The organism is Enterococcus termitis, assembly GCF_001730305.1.
Taxonomy (GTDB): domain Bacteria; phylum Bacillota; class Bacilli; order Lactobacillales; family Enterococcaceae; genus Enterococcus_L; species Enterococcus_L termitis.
Map to the genome: position 1 here is coordinate 148043 of NZ_MIJY01000034.1, position 24290 is coordinate 172332.

Below are 24290 nucleotides of genomic sequence, written 5' to 3' on the forward strand. Positions count from 1 at the left end.
TCCTTATGCTTCTTCTTTGTATTCGATACCTAATTCTTGGCTGATGCCAGCATAGCCTTCTGCTTCTAAACGTTTCGCAAGTTCCGCACCGCCAGTTTTCACCACACGGCCTTCCATCATGATATGCACCACATCTGGTGTGATGTAGTTCAATAAACGTTGGTAGTGAGTGATGATCAACGCGCCAAAGTTTTCACCGCGCATTTCGTTTACGCCTTTTGATACAACTTTTAAGGCATCGATATCTAAACCAGAATCGATTTCATCTAAAATGGCAAATGTTGGTTCTAACATCAATAATTGTAAGATTTCGTTCCGTTTCTTTTCCCCACCAGAGAAGCCTTCGTTTAAGTAACGTTCAGCCATTTCTTCTGGCATATTTAAAAGTTCCATTTTTTTGTCTAATTTTTTGATGAATTCCATGACTGAGATTTTGTCGTCTTCATCACGTTTGGCGTTGATCGCCGCACGCATGAATTCAGCATTCGTGATTCCTGGAATTTCACTTGGGTATTGCATGGCAAGGAATAGACCTAGACGAGCACGTTCGTCCACTTCAAGTTCTAAGACATTTTCTCCATCAAACAAGATTTCGCCTTCTGTAACTTCGTAATTAGGATTTCCCATGATCGCCGCAGATAAGGTAGATTTACCAGTTCCGTTTGGCCCCATGATTGCGTGGATTTCACCTGTTTTCATCGTCAGGTTAACCCCTTTTAAAATCTTTTTATCTTCGATTGACACGTGTAAATTTTTAATTTCTAAAACGGACATGTACAATTCCCTCCAACTTAAAATAATTATTTTATCGTTCTCATTCATTTTATCCTAATTGAGAATGATAAGCAATCTCTTTACTAGAATAATTCTTATTTAATCTAGGTTTTCTTTGTGAAAACATGGACTTAATTAGAATCTTTCTAAAATGGCTATACTTCTCTTTTTCGTTTCCATAGACATTCTTTCACACTACTGAATGAAAGATCTCTTACAATGATTACCTCGTTTTGATTTTCCACTTCCTTTGTGAGATAATTTATCACGATTTTAGAAAAATAGCGACTAGAACAAAAAGAGTTTTGTCCCAGTTATTTAAAGAGAGGTCTTTTCATGTCAAAAAAAGGAATCATTATTGTTAATCTAGGTACGCCGGAAAAACCCGAGACAAAAGAAGTACGTGCTTATTTAAAACGATTTTTAGGCGATAAGCGTGTGATCGATACAAATCGTTTAATCTGGCTGCCCGTTTTACACGGAATCATATTACGAACACGCCCTAAAAAATCTGCTGCCTTATATCGCGAGATCTGGCAAGAGGAAGGTTCTCCTCTTTTGATTTATACTAAATCACAGGCTGAACAGTTACAGACACGTCTTCCAGATTATGTTGTTCGTTATGCAATGAGCTATAGCCATCCGCTAATTCCAGAGGTGTTACAAGAAATGCATGATGAAGGTGTTACCGATTTAACGATCGTTCCATTATATCCGCAATATTCGACAACTACTACAGCCCCGATTTTCGACGAAGTAGCTAAATTTTATTTGAATGCGGAATTAATTCCTAGCTTGCATTTTATTCAATCATTTTACGATGAGCCCTTATATATTAATGCTTTAGCAAATCAAATCAATCAAGCTTTATTAGAAAAAACGATTGATAAAATTGTTTTCTCCTATCATGGTGTTCCGGTTTCTTATATAGAAAAAGGGGATCATTATTTAGAGCATTGTCAAAAAACTACCGCGGCTGTTATGGAAAAAGTTGGGGATGTTCCGTTCATCACTACTTTCCAGTCAAAATTTGGACCTGCTGAATGGCTGACGCCTGCAACTGATCACACACTAAAAGAATTGCCACAGCAAGGAGATAAGCGTATTTTGATCATCACACCTGGCTTTGTGGCAGATTGTTTGGAAACCATTGAAGAAATCGAAAATGAGAATCGTGAATACTTCATGGCTAGCGGCGGAGAAAGTTTCCAGTATCTTCATCCGTTTAATGATGATCCAATTTTTATCGATTTACTAGAACAACTAATTATTAAAAACTAAAGGGCTGATTCTTCTTTAGTTATCTATACAAAAAACAGGAAAGAATGCTTTTTAGATAAGCGTTCTTTCCTGTTTTTTGTTTTTTTTATTGTGGTAAAATCGAAATATATGATCCTTGGATTTCCACTTTTGACATGCTATCAATAGTAGGCAATACTGACCAATTCGGTACTAAAGGACGATCTGCTTTCACATGAAGAACTGTTCCACCTGGCAACCCTTCAGTCACAGCCAGCTTCGTTTTGTAAACAGGAGTTAAACCATTCACCCTTTGAATGTTGAAGGACCAAATTTTGGTATTTCCATTAAAGTAAGATTCACTTGGTGAATACGTTCCTTCGAAATCAAAAATACGATCTTTTACAACATACGCTGCTTGAATATTCTTTGTGTTAGCCGTTACCTGCGCGTATTGAATCGTACCAGAATAATCTGTGTAGCTAAAGCCAGTCGTACTATTTCCTGAAAAGACACCTGAATTGATTCTGTTCCATTGTCCATTTTCATTAAAAGTAAATGTTGCTCCTTGATTTAAATCAAACTCACTTGCCTCTGCAATTGAGCCACTGCCGATGATAGCCATACCAGCAGCTGCCAACGTCAAAACAAATAAAGTCAGTCTTTCTTTTTTCATTTTATGCTCTCCTTTTCTAATTGATTACATGCTATATAGTAGCACACTAAAAATAAATAATCAACTTAAGGAACGTTATTTTTTATTATTAAAAATAAATACATTACAATAAACAGGTCTTTTTTGTATAGAATTTATGTAGTATAAAAAGCTCTACGCTAAAACTAAACATAGAAAAATAGAGAGCAAACTTATCCGTCGATGAGTTTACCCTCTATATTTTAGTATGTTTTTATTTATCTACTGGTTTTACAGATCCATCCCATTTTTCAAGAATCCAATCTTGAACTTCTTTGCTATGCAATGCATCTACTAATTTTTTAATTTTGTCGCTATCTTTATCTTCAGAACGAACAGCAACAATATTTACGTACGGTGAGTTATCTTTTTCAAGCAATACAGAATCTTTTAATGGATTCAAGCCTGCTGTATAGGCAAAGTTTGCATTGATTGCTACAAGATCCGCTTCATCGTTATTATACGTTGTTGTTAACACTTCAGGATTGATGTTGTGAATGAACTTCAAGTTTTTAGGATTTTTATCGATATCTTCAAATGTCGCTATTTCTAAATCAACACCATCTTTTACAGTAACTAAATCAGCATCTTGTAAGATCGTAATGATGCGGCCCCAGTCTGACTCTGAATTAGATGTGATGATTGTTGCGCCATCTTTCAAGTCTTTGATATCTTTGATACGTTTTGAATATAAGCCCATTGGTTCAATATGAATACCGCCAGCATTGGCAAAATCATAATTGTTCTCTTTTACTGCTAAATTGAAATAAGGAATATGCTGGAAATAGTTTGCATCAAGATCGCCTTCTGCTAAGTTTTTATTAGGCAAAATGTAATCGTCGAATTGAACGATTTCTAAATCAATGCCTTCTTTTTTAAGGATCGGTTTTACTTGCTCTAAAATTTCGGCATGAGGTGAGGCTGACGCTCCCACTTTCAAAACGGATGATTCTTTGTCTGATCCCGCAGTTTTGCTATCATCTGTTTTATTGTTTCCACCACCACATGCGACTAAACCGACTGCTACTACTGCCAATGCTGCTAAACCGAATAATTTCTTTTTCATCTTTATTCCCTCCAAATAATTTCTATATTTAATTGTTTATCGTTTGTCTGAACGTTTTACCAGCTGATCACCGATAAATTGAATGATAAACACAATAACCAAAATCAATATTGTTGCAACTAATGTCACCGTATTGTTGTTACGGCTAAACCCTTCTTGATACGCTAATCCACCGAGACCACCGCCGCCGATGATCCCAGCCATAGCTGTGAAACCAATCATCGTGATCGTCGTCAAAGTGACACCTGATAATAATGCCGGCATACTTTCTGGAATCAATATTTTAAAGATTTTTTGGATTTTAGAAGCACCCATCGCATCTGCTGCTTCCAGTACACCGTTATCAACTTCTCGAAAAGCTATTTCAACTAACCGAGCATAAAACGGTGCTGCTGATACGATCAAAGACGGAATCGCAGCCTTTGCCCCAATCCCTGTACCAACCAGTTTCCTAGAAAAATCCATTAACAGAATGATCAATACGATATAAGGAATAGAACGAAACACGTTACTTACAACAGATAAAATGCTGTAGCTGATTCTCGCAAAAGGTGATTTGTTTCGGCTTAAGCTGTATAGAAGAAGTCCTAATAAGAAACCGATAATAATAACAAAAACCATTGCAACGACTGTCATAAAAAGTGTATCGATCGCTGCTTGTTTCATTGATTCTGGGTTCACCCGACTAAAATTTAAGTACTTTTCAACAAATGTTTCATTCGCCACGGTGAATCACCTCCAGCCCCACTTCTTTTTCTTTGAGGAAAGTCAGTGTTTTTTCAACTTCACTTTCATCTCCTAAAATCATAACTGTCAACGTGCCAAAGGCGCCTTCTTTTGCTTGCTGCACTTGTCCTTGTACGACATTGATATCAACTTCAAATTGTCGAATCGCTTGGGAAATCACAGGTTCGTTCGCATTGTCTCCACTAAATTGAAGTGTCACGACTAATCCAGTTGGATTTTCTTTGATCAGTTCTCCTAGCAATTCTTCTGTATCTTCTTTTGGTTCTAATTCTTGCTGAACGAAACGTTTTGTCACAGCCTGTTGAGGATTTCTAAAGACCTCTAAAACGTCTCCTTCTTCAACGATTTGACCTAATTCCATCACTGCGACTTTATTGCATATTTTTCGTATCACATGCATTTCGTGAGTGATCAATACGATCGTCAAATTCAATGTTTGATTGATTTCCAACAATAAATCCAGAACTTCGTCTGTCGTTTGCGGATCTAAAGCACTTGTTGCCTCATCGCATAACAGAATTTCGGGGTTATTAGCTAAGGCTCTCGCGATCCCAACCCGTTGTTTTTGTCCCCCGGATAATTGACTAGGATACGCATCTCCTTTGCCTTCTAAACCAACCAATGTCAAAAGTTCCTGCGCGCGTTGCTTTCTAGTATTTTTTGGTACATTAGCTAATTCTAGCGGAAGCATGATATTTTCTAAAATAGTTCGTGACCATAAAAGATTAAAATGCTGAAATATCATCCCAATTTTTTTTCGGAATTGACGTAATTCGCGATTGGTCATCTGAGCAACGTTTTGATTCTGAATGATTACTTCACCATTTGTCGGCAGTTCTAAACCATTCAATAGCCTAACAAGCGTGCTTTTTCCTGCACCTGAATAGCCAACGATTCCATAAATATCTCCTTGATCTACAGTAAGAGAAACATCATTGACTGCTGTCACTTGTCCGTTTTTACCGGAAAATTGCTTTTTAACCTGTTGTAATTCGATTAGAGGCATTTTTTCCCCTCAACTTTCTTTTGTTTTGCTTGTTTTAGTATACTATAAATTGGGCGGTATGATTCGATTTATCTTGGTGATTGAGCGTAAGTTTTAAATAATATAATATAGATACTTTATTCTTTTGATTCTAGCACTTATAATGCTTTACCAATATTAGACTGAGTTGTGTCACTATTAATGTGACTTCGCTCCCTTTGGTCGCCAAGTATTGTTCAACACCTGCTCTGGCCTAGCCAGTCGCAGTGTTTCACAATAAAAAGCTTCCGCCCCTATGTCTTATCTGACAAAAGGACGAAAGCTTGTCTTTCGTGTTACCACCTTGATTTGTTATTATTTCACAATAATAACCTCATACAGTACTTGAATCCGCATACTGTTGTGCTGTAACGGGCACTTCCCGTAATAAGTTCACTTTTGCTCACTTATTCTGCTCAAAGACCATCTTCCATTTCAACTATGTTGCCCATTTTCAGCAAACAGGGCTCTCTTTAAAACATGTTTGATATGTACTCTTCTTTTCAAAGCATTCACTTTATATTGACAAAATTATAGCAACAACCAAATGGGTTGTCAATCATTTTTACGCCTGATTTAGTTCTTCATCATTTACATCTGTTAAAACAGCAATCCACGCATTTGTTTGTGTAGAGTCGTCTAATAAACTAGGCTCATTTTCAGCAGCTTCGTTTACAGCAATAATTGTTCCGCTAATCGGTGTGCTAAATTCGCTTACCGCTTTTTCGGCTTCAAGCTCGATCAATGAATCACCCTTTTTTAATACTTGACCTACTTTCGGCAACGTTGCAAATGTAATGTTGCCCAACTCTTCTTGTGCGTCATTTGTCAAACCGATTTTATAGCCTTTATCTGTTTTCATCAGCCATAAGCTGTCGATGATTTTTACTTCTTCAGCCATTATTAAATAGCTCCTTCATAGTCAGATTCTTTAAAGCCATTTGCTAAAAATTGATCCCCTTTAACAAAAATCGGACGTTTGATCAACATACCATCCGTTGCTAAAAGTTCACTTGCTTCTTTGATTGAGAAATCATTGACCTTGTCTTTTAGGCCTTGTTCTCTGTAACGAATACCGCTTGTATTGAAGAAACGGCGAATCGGTAACTCACTTTGCTCCATCCAGTTCGCTAATTGCTCAGCAGTTGGCGGATTTTCGATCATATCGATTGTTTCGTATTTGGCTTTCTTTTCGTCTAGCCAAGCTTTTGCTTTTTTACATGTTGAACATTTTGGATACCAGTAAAATGTATACATACTAACGCCTTCTTTCGTTTAATATTCTTCAATCGTTGCTTCTTTTTGATATTTCATGGACATGATCAAACCAACGCCTAGCATATTTCCTAAGATAGAGGAACCACCTTGACTAATAAACGGTAACGGAATCCCAGTTAATGGCAGCAATCCAATATTAGCGCCGATGTTCTCAAATACGTGGAATAAAATCATCATAATAATTCCGGTCGCAATATAAGCATAAAATTCATTATTTGTCTCAAAACAAACACGAATCATACGGTAAATCAATATAAAGTATAGCAAAATAATAAAACAACCGCCAATGAAACCAAAATTTTCTCCTACTACAGTAAAGATCATATCTGATTCTCTGACTGGAACGTAAACATCACTATTGTTGAAGCCTTTACCAAACAAGCCACCTGAGCCGATCGCAGTCAATGCTAGTGCCGGTTGTTGGGAACGGTTTGGGTCATGATGGAATGGTTTCATCCATAAATCGATTCTATCAAACTGGTATGATTTAAACCCTACCGAATACAGAAATTCTCGACCAGCTGTAGTCGTCACTAGATAAATCGTTCCAGCTCCGAGCAAAATTGCGACTAGAAAGGTTGGTAAAATAATTTTCCAGGAAATACCTGACATGAGAAAAACACCGCTAAAAATGGCAAGGAAAACCAACATCGTTCCGAAGTCATCCTGCAGTAAAATCAAAATCAAGACTGGTAACGTAACTAATAGCATCTTCCCGATCAACCAAAAATCAGACTTCAGTGTCCGATTGATATTTTTCACATTATGCATTGTGACAATGTAAGCCAACATAAGAATGAACGCAATTTTCATCAATTCAGACGGCTGAAACGTCGTTCCGCCAAAAGAAATCCAGTTTTTTGAACCTGTTTGTGATTCTAAATAAGGATCATAAAATTTTAACAGCAAGCCCATCATGACTAAGCCTATAGCATAAAAAATTGGCGTTAGCCGCCAAAGTAGCTTGGAGTTAAAGTGCATCACAACAACGATGCTAATGCCGCCAACCAAGTACCACAGCCCTTGCTTCATCAGCATGTTGCCGATTTCCGGACGTAATGGATCATTGCTCAATGCTACATATAATGAAAGTATTCCAATGATCGATAGAAGAAATACTGGTAAGATTACTCCATAGTCGATTCGATTATCTAGGTTATTTAGTAATTTTTTTTTATTCATTCGTCATCCCTTTTCCTTGAATCATACGCTTTTTATTATAACTTTGTATGGATAGAAAAGAAAGTGTAGACTTGATGATTTTGGAAAAACTTTAGAGAATTCTATTGATTATTGTAAACTATTTCTTCTCTTGATAAATAGACAAATCAACGTATAATAGAGTTTTGGGGGAGATTTACTATGAGAAAAGTATACTTATTAGGAATTGTTTTGGGGTTGTTCGTATTTGGCGGCTGCACACAGAAAAAAAACGAACAGTCTTCTGTTACGGAGCCTTGGCTCACTATTGACAATCATACCGTTGAAGCTGATGAAAACGGGCAGTTTGAACTAACCGGAAAAGCGAAATATAGCAGTTTTTCAGCAAAGGTAGCCATTAAGAATAACTCTGGCAATACTACTCAGGGAACGAGAGGAATTCTTAAAATCGATAAAGATGGCACATTTGTTTGGAGAAATATTTTTATTGATGGTCATCAGCCAACGACGGATGTCTCTTTTTATACATACAAAGAAAAAGAGAAAATGAACTACACAGTCAATGTTGATTATAGTGAATATGTTGCAAGGAAAGAAGCTGATCAATTAGCAGAAGAAAAAATGAATCAGACGATGCCCACACTTTTAGCAGAAATTGTCACAGAATCTGAAGGAACGATCGTAAAAATAGATAAAAAGCGTTCTAGCTATAAAAGTTTACTCGTCACGGTGCCATTAACAGTAAAATATGAGCGCAATGGTGAGAAGAAAAAATATATGGATACTATTGGATTTTTTGTTCAAGATAAAACAGCCGATACATTGTATCCTGAAAAAGAGCAGATCCCTTATATTACCTTTAGATATGAAACAACCGATGAACTTTTAGGGGGAAGTGATTTAATCAATCGTCGGAAATTTATTCTTTATGATGATGGTAATTATTAATAGACTCTAGAGTGTTATCATAACAGACAAGAAAGCGACTCACGCACTCAATACGTGAATCGCTTTTTTATTCTAAAGTAATCAAGCTTCCACTACTTTGTTTGCTTCGGCTTTTTTCAGTTGACTATAGATTATATTTAGTAGTAAACCAATACAAGCAACGATAATCGCCACATAAAATGCATTTGTGAAACTACCATTATTAGCTGCTGCCATATTCACTGCTACCTTTGGCGCAAAAAACGCAGCTGTTGAATAGCCAACAAAAACAATTCCATAGTTGACGCCTTGATTGACAGGACCATAATTTTCCATAACAACTGGTGGAAAAACGCCCATTACTCCACCAAAGCAAAGCCCTAAAGCAATGATTCCAAACGCAAATCCTACCTGTGAAGATAAAACAGTCAATACGATAAGCGCAATAATAATCACACTTAAAATAATATTCAATGTTTTGTTCCGTCCAAACTTATCAGAGACTGTACCCCACAGTACACGTCCTGCACAATTACTAAGTGAATATAGGCTTACATAAAATGCCGCTGTTCCTGCACTTAGACCAAACATTTGTTGACCAATCACAGAAGCATTTGATGCAATCATCAAACCAGAAAACGCTCCTGTACACAGCATGAAAAAGATCAAGTAAAAATAAGGTGTCTGCAACATTTGCTTCCAATTTTTATTAATCATTTTAGTTCCACCATGTGTTTGTGGTGGCGTCCATCCATTCGGAAGATAATTCGCTGGAGCTGTTTTGATGAAAAAACTGGCAATCACTATAACTACCACATAAGCGATCCCTAAGAGACGAAATGCGTAAAACACATCCTTATTTTCAATAAAGTAGTTGCCGATTGGCGCAGCTACGATAGCTGCCCCGCCCATACCAGCAGTAATGATCCCCGAAGCCAGACCTTTTTTATCTGGAAACAACTTGATTGTATTACTAAGACAGCCTGAATAGGCTAAACCTTGCCCAAAACCACCGATCAATCCATAGGTTACATACAACATTGCCGTACTTGTCACAAAACCTGTTAGGAAAAATCCTAGTCCAAATAATAAACCGCCAATAATAATTGCCCATTTAGCTAACCCTCGGTCGGTAAGAAAACCACCGAAGATCATCGGAACTGGACCTATTGCAGCGTTTATCGTAAAGGCCAGCATGATCTCAGCCATTGACCATCCTTTTTGTACACTTAATGGGCCAGCAAAAACACTAAATGCGTAAACAGCACCTGTACATAAAAGCACTGCTGTTGAGGCAATAAGCACCTGCCATCGATTTACGTTAGAATTCATCTTTAATCCTCCATTTATTTATCATTCATCAACTATTTTGCTGCGATATCTTTCAAAGCTGTTTTGCCAGCAATACGACCAAACGTAAAGATATCTGTCAATGAATTTCCACCTAAGCGATTTCCTGCGTGAATCCCGCCTGCTACTTCACCTGCAGCATACAGTCCAGAAATAACATTGCCCTGTTCATCTAAAACATGCGTATCCGTATCAATTTTCAACCCGCCCATCGTATGGTGAACGGCTGGTTTTCTTGGCGTTGCATAGAATGGTGCTACAGCTACTTTTAAGTCAAAAACATCTTTGCCAAATTCCGGATCATTGCCCTGTTCAACATAACTATTGTACTTATTGATGGTTTCGACAAAAATAGTTGGTTCTATGCCAAGTTGTTCAGCTAGTCCTTCTAATGTTTCTGAACGGAACAATGTTCCCGCAGCAACCTGACGATCGATTTTTTCCTGTGTAGTATTGTACGCAGTCTTCTTGATTTCATTATCAGCAATTAGATAGAATAATCCGCCATTATCAATCGCTGCTTGTGTTAAGGCATCTCGACTGCCATATTCATTCACAAATCGTTTTCCTTCTTGATTGACCATTACAAAGTTTTGTGGTGGAACTTGAAGCCCACTAAACAATGCGCCTGTTTCTGGATCTGAGACTGGCATCATTTGTGAAAAGCCCATTCCAACAAGGTCTGCGCCTACACTCTGACCTAAACGAATGCCATCACCAGTGATAGCAGGTGAATTGGAGGTTTTTATATCATCATCGATTTGTGTCCAATACGTATTGTATTCCTTCAACATTTTCGTGTTCGCACCAAAACCTCCAGAAGCCAGAACAACTGCATCAGCATGAACTGTTACTTTTTGTCCATTTGGACCGGAACCAATGATTCCACTGATCGCTCCATTTTCAATAATCAATTCTTCAACTGCGGTATCCGTGATGATCGTTCCGCCATTCGTTTCAACAAATGTTTGAAGCGCTGAAACAAAGGCATAGCCTTCATTTTTCAATGGTTTATGTCCTCGACGCCACAAGGCTCCAACTGGCATAGTAACATCTTCTGTATCAAATTCAACGCCGATTTCTTCTAGCCATTTCACAGAATCAAGTGCCTGATCTGTCAAAATTTTTACTAAATCATACTGACCGTAGATAACATTTCCTTTTTGGTCCGTACGTTTACCACCAAGATAAGTTTGCATCCGGTGGAAAATCGCTGAATCGAATAGATAACCAGTTTTTCCTTCATTTTCAGATAAGTAAGTGTTGATTTGTTGTTTTAGCTTACGGAAATCATCTAAATAGTCTGGATCGATCTGACTTTCATCAATTGAAGCCATTTCTTCTAGTGTATGACTTTCGCCTGGAATCGCATCAAATGTATTTTGCCATTTTGGATCAGCCGCATTCATTGGTCCTCCAGTACGTACTGTATTTCCGCCAACTGCTGGGAATTTTTCAACTACAATAACCTTTTTCCCTTCCTGTAATACGCTTGCTGCTGCAGCTAATCCTGCTCCACCCGCACCTACTACCACTACATCTGTGGCATATTCGACATCTTCAGCAACTGTACTTGGCGCTTTGGGGCGTTTTCTAAGAATGTCAGGATTGGCTCCAGCCATTTTAACTGCTTTTGCCACTCCGTCAATTACTCCATTACTTGTAACAGAAGCACCAGATAAAACGTCTACATTCAAGGTTTGCCCTTCAAGAATTTGAGTTGGGATTCTTGTGAATACCACATCGGCAATTCCTTCTGATTCGCCAGAAGTATCAATATCGATGGCGTCGATTCGATCAGTGGTTAGAGTGACAACCATCGGCAAGTCTCCGTTATGTCCGGGAGCCGTAACCGTATAGTTGCCTGGTTCAAACGTTACCTCTTCTGGAACATTTAATAAGTTAGCAATTTCTGTGAAGCGAAGAAAACGCCAGAAACAGCTCTCTAGAAAATCGATAGTTCGTTCTTCTTTAATATTTCCTTCTTCATCAAAGGCTTGATGCGCACGTCCCAGTAAAAATTCATATCCTGGCATAACCGTTGCATTCACACCTGGCGCATCTAAAATTTGTCTTAAGTGGAGCTGTGCACGTGAGGATCCCTGAACATCATATGAAGCACCAACAATCATCACTGGTTTGCCGTCAAATGGATGTAGATTAAATGAAAGCCATTCAAGAATGCTCTTTAGCGCGGAAGGAATAGAATGATTATGCTCTGGCGTAGCGATGATCACACCGTCAGCTTCGGTGATCTTTCTATTAAACTCCTGGATTACATCACTGTTGGATTGATCATTTGTTTCGTTAAACATTGGTACATTTGTTAATTCTAAAATTTCAATATCTGCTTGCTTACTAAAATGTTTTTGCATAAACTGCAAAAGCAATCGATTGTATGATTCTTGTGCATTCGTACCGACGATTCCAATAAATTTCATTATTTTTCTCCTCCATCAGCAAGTTGTTCCCATGTAAATTTTCTATTTTGTTCTGTCTTAAAACGATGATCTTTAACCAACTGGTTTGTCATCGAAACAAATAAACAGAATTCCTCAAAACATTCTTCTAACTCCGTTACTCTTTCCGGATAAATTAATTCACCCTCTTCATCAAATGCCTGAAGTGAATGACCCAATAAAAATTCTGATCCAGGCATAATTCGGGCTTTTAATTCAGGTGCATCCAAAATTTGGCGTAAATGTGCCTGTGCTCTGGAAGAACCTAGCGACCCATGAGAGGCGCCGACGATCATCACTGGCTTGTCGATCAAAGGACGAGTCGTATAAGATAACCATTCAATTAAACTTTTAAGTGCCGCCGGAATTGAATGATCGTATTCTGGTGTACTAATGATCACACCATCTGCTTCGTTGATCTTATCTGACAATTCTTGGATTCCTTTAGGTGCAGTTTTGTCTTTTGGTTCATTGAACGCTGGAAAATCCTTGATCTCACAGACTTCGATTTCAGCAGTTTCAATAAAATGTTTGCTCATAAATTGTAACAAGGCCCGATTTGTCGATTGATCCGAATTCGTGCCAACAATACCGATAAATTTCATAAGTAAGTCACCCTTTCTTTTTGTGAAAATATACACATGCAACCGTAAAAAAAATCACTTTTAGACTAGCTTTTTCATAAAAATATATAGAAAAACCAAAAAACCCAGTTAAAAAGACTCATTTCGTATATCTTCCTTTATGCAATTAGTTTAATTCAGAAGAAAACGTTTGTGAAATATTTATTTAATTATCAAACTATAAGTAATTTGTTATAATAGTTAAAAAAAGGAGGATGTGAACCCATGAGCTTTATTTATTCACCTAATATGTTGAAATACCTTGATATGCTTTTGAAATATGGAAACTATACAAAAGCAGCTAAAGAGCTTTATATCTCACAACCGTATCTCACACAAACAATCAAGAAAGTCGAGCTGGAACTTGGGACAGAAATCATCAATAGACAGTCTTCTCCTTTGCAGCTAACAGAAGCAGGTAAAATCTACTATCAATACTTACTATCGTTAGAAACAGAGCAAGATCAGTTTCGAAAAAAAATCTCTGCCTATTCTTCTCAAAAACAAACCGTTATTCGCATTGGGATTTTATCAAGTTTAGGGACGTATCTACTTCCACTTTTCTTACCAGATTTCATTAAGAATCATCCGCAAATCAATATTCAACTGGTGGAATCGATACCAGAATTGAACGAAGAAAAAATTATCGCTAAAGAACTTGATTTTTTTATTGGACAAAACCCAGAAACCATTTCTCCAAATCTTACAACCTATAGTCGCGGTCCGCATGGGTATTATGCAATTATTCCTAAAACTTCTACGTTGTATCAAAAAAATCAGATTTTACTTAAAGAAAATACGGTTTCGCCAACGCAGTTACTTCAAGAACCATTAATTTTAACAACTCGAAGTTCAGCAATCAGACGTCAAATTGACTACTTGTTACAAAAACATAAAATCCAACCAACCATTGTTTTGGAGAGCAACAATATATTTACAGTGTTAGAATTAGCAAAACAAAATCTTGGCGTAACCTTTATCCCAGAAAGTGTTTACGTGTCTAAGTCAGATGGTGACTACAATGTGTATCCCATGCCTTTAGAGCTTTTGTCGCTAGACTATTTTATCGCACATTCTGCTGAAAAAAAGCTGGTCTCAGAGGAAAAAGAGCTAGTTGACTGTTTTCTTCAATCCCTAGACTTAGCATTGCTACAAAAATAAGAATAGAAGGCAAACTCATCCGTTTATACGTTTGCCCTCTATTCATTGGATCTTTTATAATCATGCGTCTAGCTGATTCTTCAACCCTTGGGTGCATGCCATTCGACCGTCACTTGTTATAACCATCCCTTGGATTTTATTTGATAGACCATTAAGAAAAGTAATAATTTCAGCAGCACGTTTCCCATATAAGCGGGTCGTCCAAATTTCTCCATCTAATGATATATCAGACACAATAGTTAAACTGGCAAGATCCGTTTGAATTGGATAGCCTGTCTTACTACTAAAAATGTGATGGTACGTTTGTCCTTGCCAGTCAAATTTCCGTTCGTAAATACCTGACGTAACCACAGATTGATTTTTCACTTTTATGATAGCTGCTTGATTTCCTCTTGGTAAGAAAGGATTTTGAATACCAATACGCCAAAAACCATCTTTATGATTCGGTGATTCTCCAAAGGTTAAGACATTTCCACCTAAATCAATGAAAGCTGCTTGTGCTCCTTCCATTCGAAAATAGTCAATAATTCGATCAGCAAAATACCCTTTTGCTAGAGCACCAAGATCAATAGCCATTTTAGGTTTGCTAAGGAAAACGGTTTGCTCCTGATCATTAAGGATGATATCCCGCGGATCAATTAATTTCAGCAACTCGTTTATTCTTGCTTCGGTCGGATGACTAGCATCTGAGAACCCCACTCGCCATGCTTGAATCAGTGGTCCAATAGCTATATTCAGAAAACTCCCCTCAGCCAGACTCTGCTGTTTTCCTATTTTTATCAATTCATATAAATCTTTAACAGTTCGTACCGGGGCTTTCCCCGCCTGTCGATTAATTTCCATTAAATCTGAGTTTGGATCATTTGCGCTAAACCGTTTTTCATAATCTATGAGTCTTTCTTTTGCTTCATTCAATAATTTTCCTGGCTTATCGTGCTGTACCCAAAGCTTGATAACAGTACCCATTAAATGAATTGTGCTTTCTTCAGCGTTCATCGTTTCAACTTCTTTCTACTGTGGAATAGCCATATATTCAAAAATAACAAAAATTTTCAAAGTTCTCCATTACTTCCGGTCAGTAAAAAGTATACTCTTTACATAAATTTGGAGCAATAACTCTTTTAAAGTATTTTATACGCTTAAGTATACAAAAAAAGGATGGGGCAGAAGTGTTTAATCCCGAGAAATAAGAGGGAATTCACGAAAATTGCCAAGCATCACAGTGAGTTTACGAACTGATGATAATTGGTACCTACCTGGTGCTCTTCAAATTTTTGTGACCAAGTAGGTACTGTGCAACACTGTTTATCTGCGACGAGTCTTTGACGAGAAAGCATCAACTCGTTCCTCGTTGTGTTTTACAGCAATTCCAGCTTATTTCCGAAAGGATTGCTTCTGCTTCCACCGTTTATTCGGAGTACAAGTGAGTGGGACATGACTCTTCGAGTCATGTCCCACTCACAATAAAAAAATGAAAAAGTTGGTTTGTTAGGGTTGAGTACATCATAGCTCGCCAAACTTAAATGAATCTTAAAAATAATATTTTTCCCATAATTCTCAACCTGACTACCTTATAATTTCGTTCAATCTAGAGACAACAAGATAAGCTAAGAATCAGATTGACACTAATAAGCACTTACATTAGTATAGGTATAGGGTTTAAATGTCTACTAACTTATGGTAGCGCCCTTTTTTTAATTATTGAACAGTACAGTTATACTATGGTACTGTTACTATCATAAGGCAGATGGCGGAATACACAACACAAAAAATGCATTTGTCACTAGCATGCGACTCATGTTTTTTATCTGTGCGGTTTTTATAGTTTACATAGAAGAGACAAAATAGAATATTTCAGACTAGGAGAGTTATTTTGGACAGAATAAACAGAAGACTTAATAAAGTCACAAAAAAACAATTTATGCTTTTATTTTTCGCTGCAGCAATTATTTTAGTGCTTATCCCTTTAGCGTTCACCCCCATGTTGAGCGATGATTTTATTTATATAACGAATAATACTAAATGGTCTGACTTGGGATGGCGTTATTTGCATTGGTCAGGTCGATTAGTGGCAGACTCATTTTCGTTAATTCTATTACAGCTTCCATCCATTATCTATAAATTATTAAAAGCGATTATTTGGATAGGATTACTCTTACTTATTTCCTTTCTTCCTTCAATTTTTAATAATAAGTACACATGGAGAATGAATAATTTCATCATTATATTTCTTCTTTATTGGGTTGCCAATCCTAATTTAGGTGAAACTTCCCTTTGGTCTGTAGGTTTTGCAAATTATCTTCTTACTAATTTCTTTATTGTGGCATACTTTGCTTTACTTTTTTATCTTAAAGATAGACCATTACGCATTTGGCATTATTTGGCCATTGCTGTTCTTGGTTTACTTTCTGGAAACTCTAATGAGAATACCTCTATTATAGTTATTTTACTCACGTTAACCTTTTTATTGATAGAAAAAAAGAAACACGTATTCTTGCTTGGGTTACCTTTTACAGTTATTGGAACGTTAAGTCTACTGCTTTCTCCTGGACAATATGCACGACTTCAACACCCTTCTTTTCAAATTTCACGAGAGAAATCTTTGTTTCAAAGACTATGGGATTACTTTTCCAGTCAGTGGTTTATTGACACATTCAGCAGTTTCTCTTGGCTATTCGTAACATTTATTTTTATAGGATTTATTTACTTTTTTAGAAAACAGTATCCTCAAAAAAGAAATGCTGTTTACAGTATAATATTCTTTTTCTCTGCGATTATTGCAAATGCTGCATTTGGCGGCTCTTATGTTTTTCCAGTCGCTATTAGATCATTGAATGGCTCTTTGATTCTCTTTCTAATTTCAATCGCCTTCATTTCAGAAGATATACGATATACTACGGAACCGTTTTATAAAAAAGCCATGTCCTACCTTACCATTTTGCTTTGTATCCCATTTCTTTTCAGCTATGTCTACTCTACAAAAAGTGTCATCTCATTGCACAGACAATTTAATGTAAGAGAACAAGCTATATTAGCTGGAAAATCTAGTAACCAAGAATCGATATATATTCCAAATTACTATGTTGGTAAATTATATAATCCCTCTGATAGTGTCAACCTGTATCACGGAGGGCTCGAAAATTATTATGACATAAAAAAAGGGAGTTCTATCGTTCAATTTAATAAAGATTTTAGTTTTGATTACAGCAATAAAAAGCTTATCAACACTGAGCAAGTTTCTTTAAATGAGTCTTTTGGAGACTCAATCAAGTTGAAAGCGATAAATATATTCCCCGATGCACGCTCGAGTGACAAATATAGTATTAATTTAACATTTGATAACGACTTAAAACAAGTGTATTCAGCCAATGATCATGTATTATTCGTTCACATAAACTGGCAGAGAGATGCTCAAGCTAACCCTGTGATGTTTAATGCAGATACATCATTGAACAATCAGCTTTTTGTTGATGGAAAATATGTCTTTTCTTCGCCGATTAGTGATATCCGCCCTCAGGATATAAAAAGTATTGATGTAGGGATTTATGATACAACCAAAAAAACAAATCCTATACAAGTTACTATTGATATGGAGAACACTCACGCTGATAAAAAATAAAGTTAAAAGAAGCTTCAGACAAGTATAAACGTCTGAAGTTTTTTGACTTTATTCATCAACTGGATAGATATGCAAAACATTAAAAGTCTAAGCTGAATAGAAATCTTCTAACCTCATTTGTATAATAGCATTAGAGATTACATCCATGATCAATGTCTTACATACTAGTTATTGAACTATTTTCTATCGTTTCCCTTAAAACTAGAGTCATGATGTGCTCAAAAAATATGTTTAGTATTTAGCATTTCGACACCTGTATGGGCTATATTTTTATTCTAATATATGTAATAGTTATTTTTTCCCTTATAGTCAATTAATTAGTCTCCATGATCATGACTAATTGAGAGATAACAATAATAATGTATCTACAGTATTTTTCAAAATATCTCTTACAATAAATCATTTAATTGTGGTAATATAGGTGTAAAGAGGTGATAATATGCTTTATATTGAATGGATTACAGCATAATCAGTACTGCAAATTAACGGGTTGATATATGGTTATTGTGTTTGATCACCACTATCCAAAGATTGACATTTAATTATTGAAATGTTCTAGGTCGAATTGATCCTCGATTAGATATTATTCAGATTAACGCATATTCGTTAATCTGGTTTTTTATCACTTCATACGTTTTAACCATCGATTGGTACTCACGCCATATATTTGCGGTGCTGTTTATAAGTCCTAACTCTCTCTTTAATGAATGTTGATCGAGCTCTAATAAGTTTAGCAATAATTCTGTAATTTAGGCTATTTCATATTTCTGTATCAATTTTTTTCTGATTAAAAGTACTCAGCTTTTTTGATTTGGTATTCTTCAGCTAGCTAAAAAAACTTGATACTTTTTTAATCAATAGATATTAAATAATGACAGCTTAAGATGAAACAATTAGCCATGTTTGAAAATATTTATTCGAGATATAAAATTGTGGAGGTTATATTATGGGTATTCTTGATTTTCTAAAGGTTAATTCAATAAAAAAGGAAAATGAAGATTTAAGTAAAAAACTCAAAGCTCTAAAAAATGAAAAAATGACTTTTGAGCAGATGAGTGCTCTAGAACTAAAAGAAGATATACAAAATAAAAAATCTTCCATCCAGTCACTAGAAAATAAAATTCAAGAGCTAAATATTGAACAGACAAAACTTGAACAAAATATCAATGATAAAAAAATGCAAATTATCACTATTGAAAAGGAAATAATAAGTAGTTCTGAATATATAGAAATGGAGAGTTTCGGATTATATAAACCTAGATATGATTTTGCGAGTTCTATTGGTTATAAGGAGCGTTTGGAAACTGTACGACAACTCCAAAAAATGATGATAAAAGAAAAAACATCTGTTCATTATTTTGAAGATTGGACTGTTGATGGCAGTAAAGCTAAAGGACGAAAAATGACCAATGACAATATAAAACTAATACTACGTTCTTTTAACAATGAGTGTGAAGCTGCTATTAACAAAATAAAATATAATAACTTATCAAATATCGAAAAAAGAATATACAAATCTTTCGAGCAACTAAACAAATTAAATCAATCTGTAAGAGTTTCTTTGAGCAATCAGTACCTCGATCTTAAGATTCAAGAATTACATTTAGCTTACGAATACGAACAAAAAAAACAAGAAGAAAAAGAAGAATTACGCGAACAACGTGAACGTGAACGCGAAGAAAAAGCACTGCAAAAAGAAATACTTAATAAGAAAAAGATAATTGATAAAGACATCCAGCATTATGAAAAAATGATAAAAGAACTTCATGCAAAAATATTGAACACCGAATCAAATGAAGAAAAAGAAAGTCTAAATCAACAAATTGCTGATCTTGAACTTCAAATATCGGAAAAAGATAAAGAAAAATCTGAATTGGATTATCGAAATGCGCATGCCTCAGCTGGATATGTTTATATAATTAGTAACATTGGTGCGTTTGGAGAAGATGTTGTAAAGATTGGCGTCACACGTCGACTAGAACCTTTGGAACGAATTAGCGAACTCAGCAGTGCCTCTGTTCCCTTCAAATTTGATGTCCATGCACTCATCTTTAGCTACGAAGCTTACCAATTAGAATCTAATCTACACACTTATTTCCATGATTACAGAATAAATAAAGTCAATAGCCGAAAAGAGTTTTTCAAAGTACCGATAGATTTAATAGAAAATAAGCTTACAGAGTTTAAAAACCTGACCATTGATTTTCAAAAGGTTGCTGACGCAGAAGAATTCCGCCAATCTCTGGCCTATGATAAGTAGCTGATAGTAACAGGATATTTGAAGGGTTAAATAAAAAAGACTGATAAATCAATGTTTTGCGCCATTGATTTATCAGTCTTTATCTAGTGCCAGCTGCAGGGATCGAACCTGTGACCTATGCGTTACGAGTGCATTGCTCTACCAACTGAGCTAAGCTGGCGACACAAACAAAATTATAGAACTAATCTGTTTTTTTGTAAAGCTTTTGAACGTTTTTTTTTGAAAAATCAGCCTTAAGAAATTTTTCTTCATTTGTGGTATAATGGAAGTAGTTAAGAAAGGAAGTTTTTATAAATGTCTAATTTCGGTAACTTTAATCGCCCTGTTGTGCCTTCATCTGAAGGGGAATTATTCACAGTTGATACTCAAGTCACTTTCTTGATGCATGGACAGCAACAAACTGGGATTATCACAAAACAATTAAGTAATTCCGCTGTTGTAGAAATTGATGAAAATGCTAGTAATACAGATCTGATGGTTAAAAGCAACGGTGTCATCGTCATCAATTACAAAAAATTACAAAAAGTATAACTCCTTCCATCCAACAAATTTTGGATGGATTTTTTATAAGTAAAAACAATGAGTCTGGGACATAACTCTATGAGTGACAATCTAGTCACTTGACATCCGAATAAACGGTGGGAGCAGAAACAACCCCTTCGGAAATAAGCTGAAATTGCTGTAAAACACAACGAGGAACGAGTTGATGTTGCACAGTACCTACTTGGTCACAAAAATTTGAAGAGCACCAGGTAGGTACCAATTATCATCAGCTCGTAAACTCACTGTGATGCTTGGCAATTTTCGTGAATTCCAGCTTATTTCTCGGGATTAAACATTTCTGTCCCAGCCTCATTGCTTATTTTTTTATTTTGTACCGAATAAACGGTCTCCAGCGTCTCCTAGTCCAGGGACGATATAGCCATTTTCGTCCAGCTTCTCATCTAAAGCTGCTGTATAGATATCGATATCTGGATGTGCTTCTTGTAATGCTTTGACGCCTTCTGGTGCTGCAACTAAGCAAACAAATTTAATATTGCTGCCGCCGCGTTTTTTCAGGGCATCGATCGCCATGATTGCTGAACCGCCTGTTGCTAACATTGGATCTACAACAAATAATTGACGTACATCAATATCCTCAGGCATTTTCACAAAATACTCTACTGGCTCTAATGTATCGTGATCACGGTACAATCCGATATGTCCAACTTTGGCAGCTGGAATCAATTCCAAAATACCATCTACCATCCCAATACCTGCACGTAAAATCGGCACGATCGCTACCTTTTTACCAGATAATGTTTTTTGTGTTGATTTACAGATAGGTGTCTCAATAACAACATCTTCTAACGGCATATCTCTCGATACTTCATAGGCCATCAACATCGCAATCTCATTCACGACTTCACGAAAAACCTTTGTTCCACAATCTTTATCTCTAATGATTGTTAATTTGTGTTGGATCAGTGGATGATCAATAACTTGGAATTTTCCCATGCTCATTCTCCTTCAATAATTTATTCCTTCCTATTGTAAAACAAAAACGAGCGATTGACTAGTCAATCACTCGAATCTTTTACTTATAAAGTGGATATTTTTTTGTCAACTCACTGACAGCTGCACGAACTTCTGAAAGAGTTGTTTCATTTTCATGGTCTTTCAGTACTTTAACGATCAATTTAGCAACTTCTACACAATCATCTTCTTTGAAGCCGCGTGTGGTGATTGCAGGTGTACCGATGCGGATTCCGCTCGTTTTGAATGGGCTAAGCTGCTCAAACGGAATTGAATTTTTATTCGCTGTGATATTCACATTGTCTAAAATCGCTTCTGCTTCTTTTCCGTTCAAACCAAAACCAGACACATCGATCAGCAATAAATGATTATCCGTTGAACCACTCACTAAGCGCGATTCAGGCGTTTGGTTAAAGACCTTGGTCATAGCTTTCGCGTTTTCGATCACTTGTTCACTGTACTCTTTAAAGCTAATGTCCAATGCTTCTTTAAAGGCAACTGCTTTACCAGCAATTACGTGCTCTAACGGTCCGCCCTGAATGCCAGGGAATATATTGCTGTTTATTTTTTTAGCTAATTCCTCGTCGTTGGTCAAAATCAAACCACCTCGAGGACCACGTAAGGTTTTATGTGTTGTTGATGTCGTAATATCTGCATAAGGTACTGGATTAGGATGTAAGCCGGCAGCAACTAAACCAGCGATATGTGCCATATCAACCATTAATTTAGCTCCGACTTCATCTGCAATTTCACGGAATTTTTCAAAATCGATTGTCCGAGAGTACGCACTAGCTCCTGCAACAATCAATTTTGGTTGATGTTCGCGAGCTAATATACGAACGACATTATAATCGATCACTTCAGTTGTCGGATCGACACCATAACTAACAAAATTGTAGGTTTTTCCACTAAAATTCACTGGTGAACCATGGGTCAAATGTCCTCCCGCAGACAAATCCATCCCTAAAACAGTATCACCTGGTTCGATCAAAGAAAGATAGGCTGCTGTATTTGCTTGTGAACCTGAATGAGGTTGTACATTGGCAAATTTTGCTCCAAATAATTCTTTTGCACGATCGATCGCCAAATCTTCAACGATATCGATAAACTCACAACCGCCATAATAGCGTTTGCCAGGGTATCCTTCCGCATATTTATTTGTCAAAATACTTCCTTGAGCAGCCATTACTCCTTCTGAAACTACGTTTTCTGAAGCAATTAACTCCAAATTGTTTTCTTGACGGTCATTTTCTTTTGCAATTGCATCCCATAAATCAGGATCAAAGGTTTTATAATCCATTAAACAAGCCTCCATTTCATTCAGTTGTTTCGATTGTATCATACTTAAATGCTCTCTACTCAAAAATCGAATCATTTTTGATGATTTTTTGATTTGCTGCTTTTTTCAATCGATTCATGTAAGCGATCCCTAGTCCATTTTCTGGAAAGGACTGAGCAAAAATAACATCGATCGGTTTTTCATCAAGAGTCCTAAGTCCAGCAAACAATGCTTTTGTCGCTGCCTCAACAGAATTTTGGCTAAATGAAAACGTTGCTTCAACTTTAGTAGCAGTTTTTGCAATAATCAGATCATCAGCAAAAATCCCTACTCGTCTATTGTTCTTGTTTGCCCAGTCAATAGCCTTACTAAACACGTCTAATCCGCCTTCTATGATCCAAACAGGAACATCAGGAGAATAATGCTTATATTTCATTCCAGGGGCCTTAGGCGCCTCATTTTCGCTGATTAAATGCTGATCGATCTTCACCTTACCGATCACTTGCTCCAGTTGTTCTTTTGTAACAGCTCCTGGTCTTAAAATAACTGGTACTCCGTCCGCTACTGTCAAATCCAAAACGGTTGATTCAACACCGATTTGTGTCGCTCCATCATCCAAAATACCAGCAATTTTACCATTTAAATCATGATAAACATGCTGAGCAGTTGTTGGACTTGGTTTGCCTGATGTATTGGCACTTGGACCAACTAAAGGCACACCTGCTTTTTTGATCAACTCGATTGTTTTACTATTTTTTGGCATCCGAAAAGCCACAGTTTTTAGACCACCTGTCACGGTTTTTGAAAAGGTCTGTGGTTTTACCTTAAAAATCAATGTTAAGGGGCCTGGCCAAAAATGTTTTACTAATGCTTCTGTCTGAGCAGGAAACTCTGATACATAATTTTTGACCATTTCAAAATCACTCACATGAACGATCAACGGATTATCACTGGGACGTCCTTTTACAGCATAGACTTGTTTGACGGCAGACTCATCCAACGCACTTGCACCAAGTCCATAAACAGTTTCTGTCGGAAAAGCAATTAGCTCACCTTGACCGAGCAATGAAGCTGCCTGCTCGATTTCATCTATTTTAAATAGTTTTGTTTCCAT

The 24290-nt window shown here is 36.6% G+C and carries 21 protein-coding genes, 1 tRNA gene and 1 other annotated feature; of the genes, 6 read left to right on the top strand and 16 right to left on the bottom strand.

Annotation, left to right across the window (positions count from 1 at the left end; genetic code table 11):
- Nucleotides 1-3 precede the first annotated feature (3 nt).
- Entirely contained in the window at nucleotides 4-774 is a 771-nt protein-coding gene (gene sufC / locus BCR25_RS13085; RefSeq protein ID WP_069664030.1) for a Fe-S cluster assembly ATPase SufC, read from the bottom strand.
- A gap of 336 nt (nucleotides 775-1110) precedes the next feature.
- On the opposite strand from sufC, the gene hemH reads away from it, so the two are divergent.
- A complete protein-coding gene (gene hemH, locus BCR25_RS13090; protein WP_069664031.1) occupies nucleotides 1111-2055 on the top strand; it encodes a ferrochelatase in 945 nt (314 codons plus the stop codon).
- A gap of 85 nt (nucleotides 2056-2140) precedes the next feature.
- Here the strand turns inward: hemH and BCR25_RS13095 are convergent, their stop codons facing one another.
- The 7 genes from BCR25_RS13095 to BCR25_RS13125 form a co-directional block, all read right to left on the bottom strand.
- The gene (locus BCR25_RS13095; protein ID WP_069664032.1) at nucleotides 2141-2689 is read right to left on the bottom strand and encodes a hypothetical protein; all 549 of its coding nucleotides are present in this window, start codon (nucleotides 2687-2689) and stop codon (nucleotides 2141-2143) included.
- A gap of 232 nt (nucleotides 2690-2921) precedes the next feature.
- Nucleotides 2922-3773: a MetQ/NlpA family ABC transporter substrate-binding protein gene (locus BCR25_RS13100; RefSeq protein WP_069664033.1), complete on the bottom strand. Its 852-nt coding sequence runs from the start codon at nucleotides 3771-3773 to the stop codon at nucleotides 2922-2924.
- A 36-nt stretch (nucleotides 3774-3809) separates the two neighbouring features.
- Nucleotides 3810-4439, bottom strand: a complete 630-nt coding sequence (locus tag BCR25_RS13105) for a methionine ABC transporter permease (protein ID WP_069664225.1) — start codon at nucleotides 4437-4439, stop codon at nucleotides 3810-3812.
- 49 nt (nucleotides 4440-4488) lie between these two features.
- Entirely contained in the window at nucleotides 4489-5526 is a 1038-nt protein-coding gene (locus BCR25_RS13110) for a methionine ABC transporter ATP-binding protein (protein WP_069664034.1), read from the bottom strand.
- Nucleotides 5527-5813: 287 nt separating this feature from the next.
- Nucleotides 5814-6060, bottom strand: a binding site (T-box leader).
- Between the two features lie 49 nt (nucleotides 6061-6109).
- Entirely contained in the window at nucleotides 6110-6445 is a 336-nt protein-coding gene (locus tag BCR25_RS13115; protein ID WP_069664035.1) for a glycine cleavage system H family protein, read from the bottom strand.
- Nucleotides 6446-6447: 2 nt separating this feature from the next.
- The gene (locus tag BCR25_RS13120) at nucleotides 6448-6801 is read right to left on the bottom strand and encodes an arsenate reductase family protein (RefSeq protein WP_069664036.1); all 354 of its coding nucleotides are present in this window, start codon (nucleotides 6799-6801) and stop codon (nucleotides 6448-6450) included.
- Nucleotides 6802-6819: 18 nt separating this feature from the next.
- Nucleotides 6820-8004, bottom strand: a complete 1185-nt coding sequence (locus BCR25_RS13125) for an FtsW/RodA/SpoVE family cell cycle protein (RefSeq protein WP_069664037.1) — start codon at nucleotides 8002-8004, stop codon at nucleotides 6820-6822.
- A gap of 180 nt (nucleotides 8005-8184) precedes the next feature.
- Here BCR25_RS13125 and BCR25_RS13130 point away from each other — a divergent pair, with 180 nt between their 5' ends.
- The gene (locus tag BCR25_RS13130; RefSeq protein ID WP_069664038.1) at nucleotides 8185-8931 is read left to right on the top strand and encodes a hypothetical protein; all 747 of its coding nucleotides are present in this window, start codon (nucleotides 8185-8187) and stop codon (nucleotides 8929-8931) included.
- An 81-nt stretch (nucleotides 8932-9012) separates the two neighbouring features.
- Here BCR25_RS13130 and BCR25_RS13135 read toward each other — a convergent pair whose 3' ends face one another.
- From BCR25_RS13135 to BCR25_RS13145, 3 genes are read right to left on the bottom strand one after another with little or no spacing between them, the layout of a single operon-like run.
- Nucleotides 9013-10242, bottom strand: coding sequence for an L-lactate MFS transporter (locus BCR25_RS13135; RefSeq protein WP_069664039.1), 1230 nt, complete (start codon nucleotides 10240-10242; stop codon nucleotides 9013-9015).
- Nucleotides 10243-10274: 32 nt separating this feature from the next.
- The gene (locus BCR25_RS13140) at nucleotides 10275-12701 is read right to left on the bottom strand and encodes a flavocytochrome c (protein ID WP_069664040.1); all 2427 of its coding nucleotides are present in this window, start codon (nucleotides 12699-12701) and stop codon (nucleotides 10275-10277) included.
- A complete protein-coding gene (locus tag BCR25_RS13145) occupies nucleotides 12701-13324 on the bottom strand; it encodes an NADPH-dependent FMN reductase (RefSeq protein ID WP_069664041.1) in 624 nt (207 codons plus the stop codon). Before BCR25_RS13145 ends, BCR25_RS13140 begins: the two co-directional genes overlap by 1 nt.
- Nucleotides 13325-13567: 243 nt before the next feature.
- Between BCR25_RS13145 and BCR25_RS13150 the strand changes: the two genes are divergently transcribed.
- Nucleotides 13568-14503 carry a LysR family transcriptional regulator gene (locus tag BCR25_RS13150; RefSeq protein WP_069664042.1) on the top strand — a complete coding sequence of 312 codons (936 nt, stop codon included), beginning with the start codon at nucleotides 13568-13570 and terminating at the stop codon, nucleotides 14501-14503.
- A gap of 60 nt (nucleotides 14504-14563) precedes the next feature.
- Here BCR25_RS13150 and BCR25_RS13155 read toward each other — a convergent pair whose 3' ends face one another.
- Nucleotides 14564-15499, bottom strand: coding sequence for an FAD:protein FMN transferase (locus tag BCR25_RS13155; RefSeq protein WP_069664043.1), 936 nt, complete (start codon nucleotides 15497-15499; stop codon nucleotides 14564-14566).
- 877 nt (nucleotides 15500-16376) lie between these two features.
- Between BCR25_RS13155 and BCR25_RS13160 the strand changes: the two genes are divergently transcribed.
- Both BCR25_RS13160 and BCR25_RS13165 read left to right on the top strand, forming a co-directional pair.
- Nucleotides 16377-18122: a DUF6056 family protein gene (locus tag BCR25_RS13160; RefSeq protein WP_069664044.1), complete on the top strand. Its 1746-nt coding sequence runs from the start codon at nucleotides 16377-16379 to the stop codon at nucleotides 18120-18122.
- Nucleotides 18123-19068: 946 nt separating this feature from the next.
- Nucleotides 19069-20382: an SNIPE associated domain-containing protein gene (locus BCR25_RS13165; RefSeq protein WP_083242684.1), complete on the top strand. Its 1314-nt coding sequence runs from the start codon at nucleotides 19069-19071 to the stop codon at nucleotides 20380-20382.
- A gap of 87 nt (nucleotides 20383-20469) precedes the next feature.
- Here the strand turns inward: BCR25_RS13165 and BCR25_RS13170 are convergent.
- Nucleotides 20470-20542 (bottom strand) — tRNA-Thr (locus BCR25_RS13170).
- Nucleotides 20543-20676: 134 nt separating this feature from the next.
- On the opposite strand from BCR25_RS13170, the gene BCR25_RS13175 reads away from it, so the two are divergent.
- Nucleotides 20677-20913 (top strand): hypothetical protein, encoded by a 237-nt coding sequence (locus BCR25_RS13175; RefSeq protein ID WP_069664045.1) that lies wholly within the window; start codon nucleotides 20677-20679, stop codon nucleotides 20911-20913.
- A gap of 336 nt (nucleotides 20914-21249) precedes the next feature.
- Here BCR25_RS13175 and upp read toward each other — a convergent pair whose 3' ends face one another.
- From upp to BCR25_RS13190, 3 genes are all read right to left on the bottom strand, one after another.
- Nucleotides 21250-21879, bottom strand: coding sequence for a uracil phosphoribosyltransferase (gene upp, locus BCR25_RS13180; protein ID WP_069664046.1), 630 nt, complete (start codon nucleotides 21877-21879; stop codon nucleotides 21250-21252).
- A 79-nt stretch (nucleotides 21880-21958) separates the two neighbouring features.
- Entirely contained in the window at nucleotides 21959-23197 is a 1239-nt protein-coding gene (gene glyA, locus BCR25_RS13185; protein WP_069664047.1) for a serine hydroxymethyltransferase, read from the bottom strand.
- Between the two features lie 55 nt (nucleotides 23198-23252).
- Nucleotides 23253-24290: an L-threonylcarbamoyladenylate synthase gene (locus BCR25_RS13190; protein WP_069664048.1), complete on the bottom strand. Its 1038-nt coding sequence runs from the start codon at nucleotides 24288-24290 to the stop codon at nucleotides 23253-23255.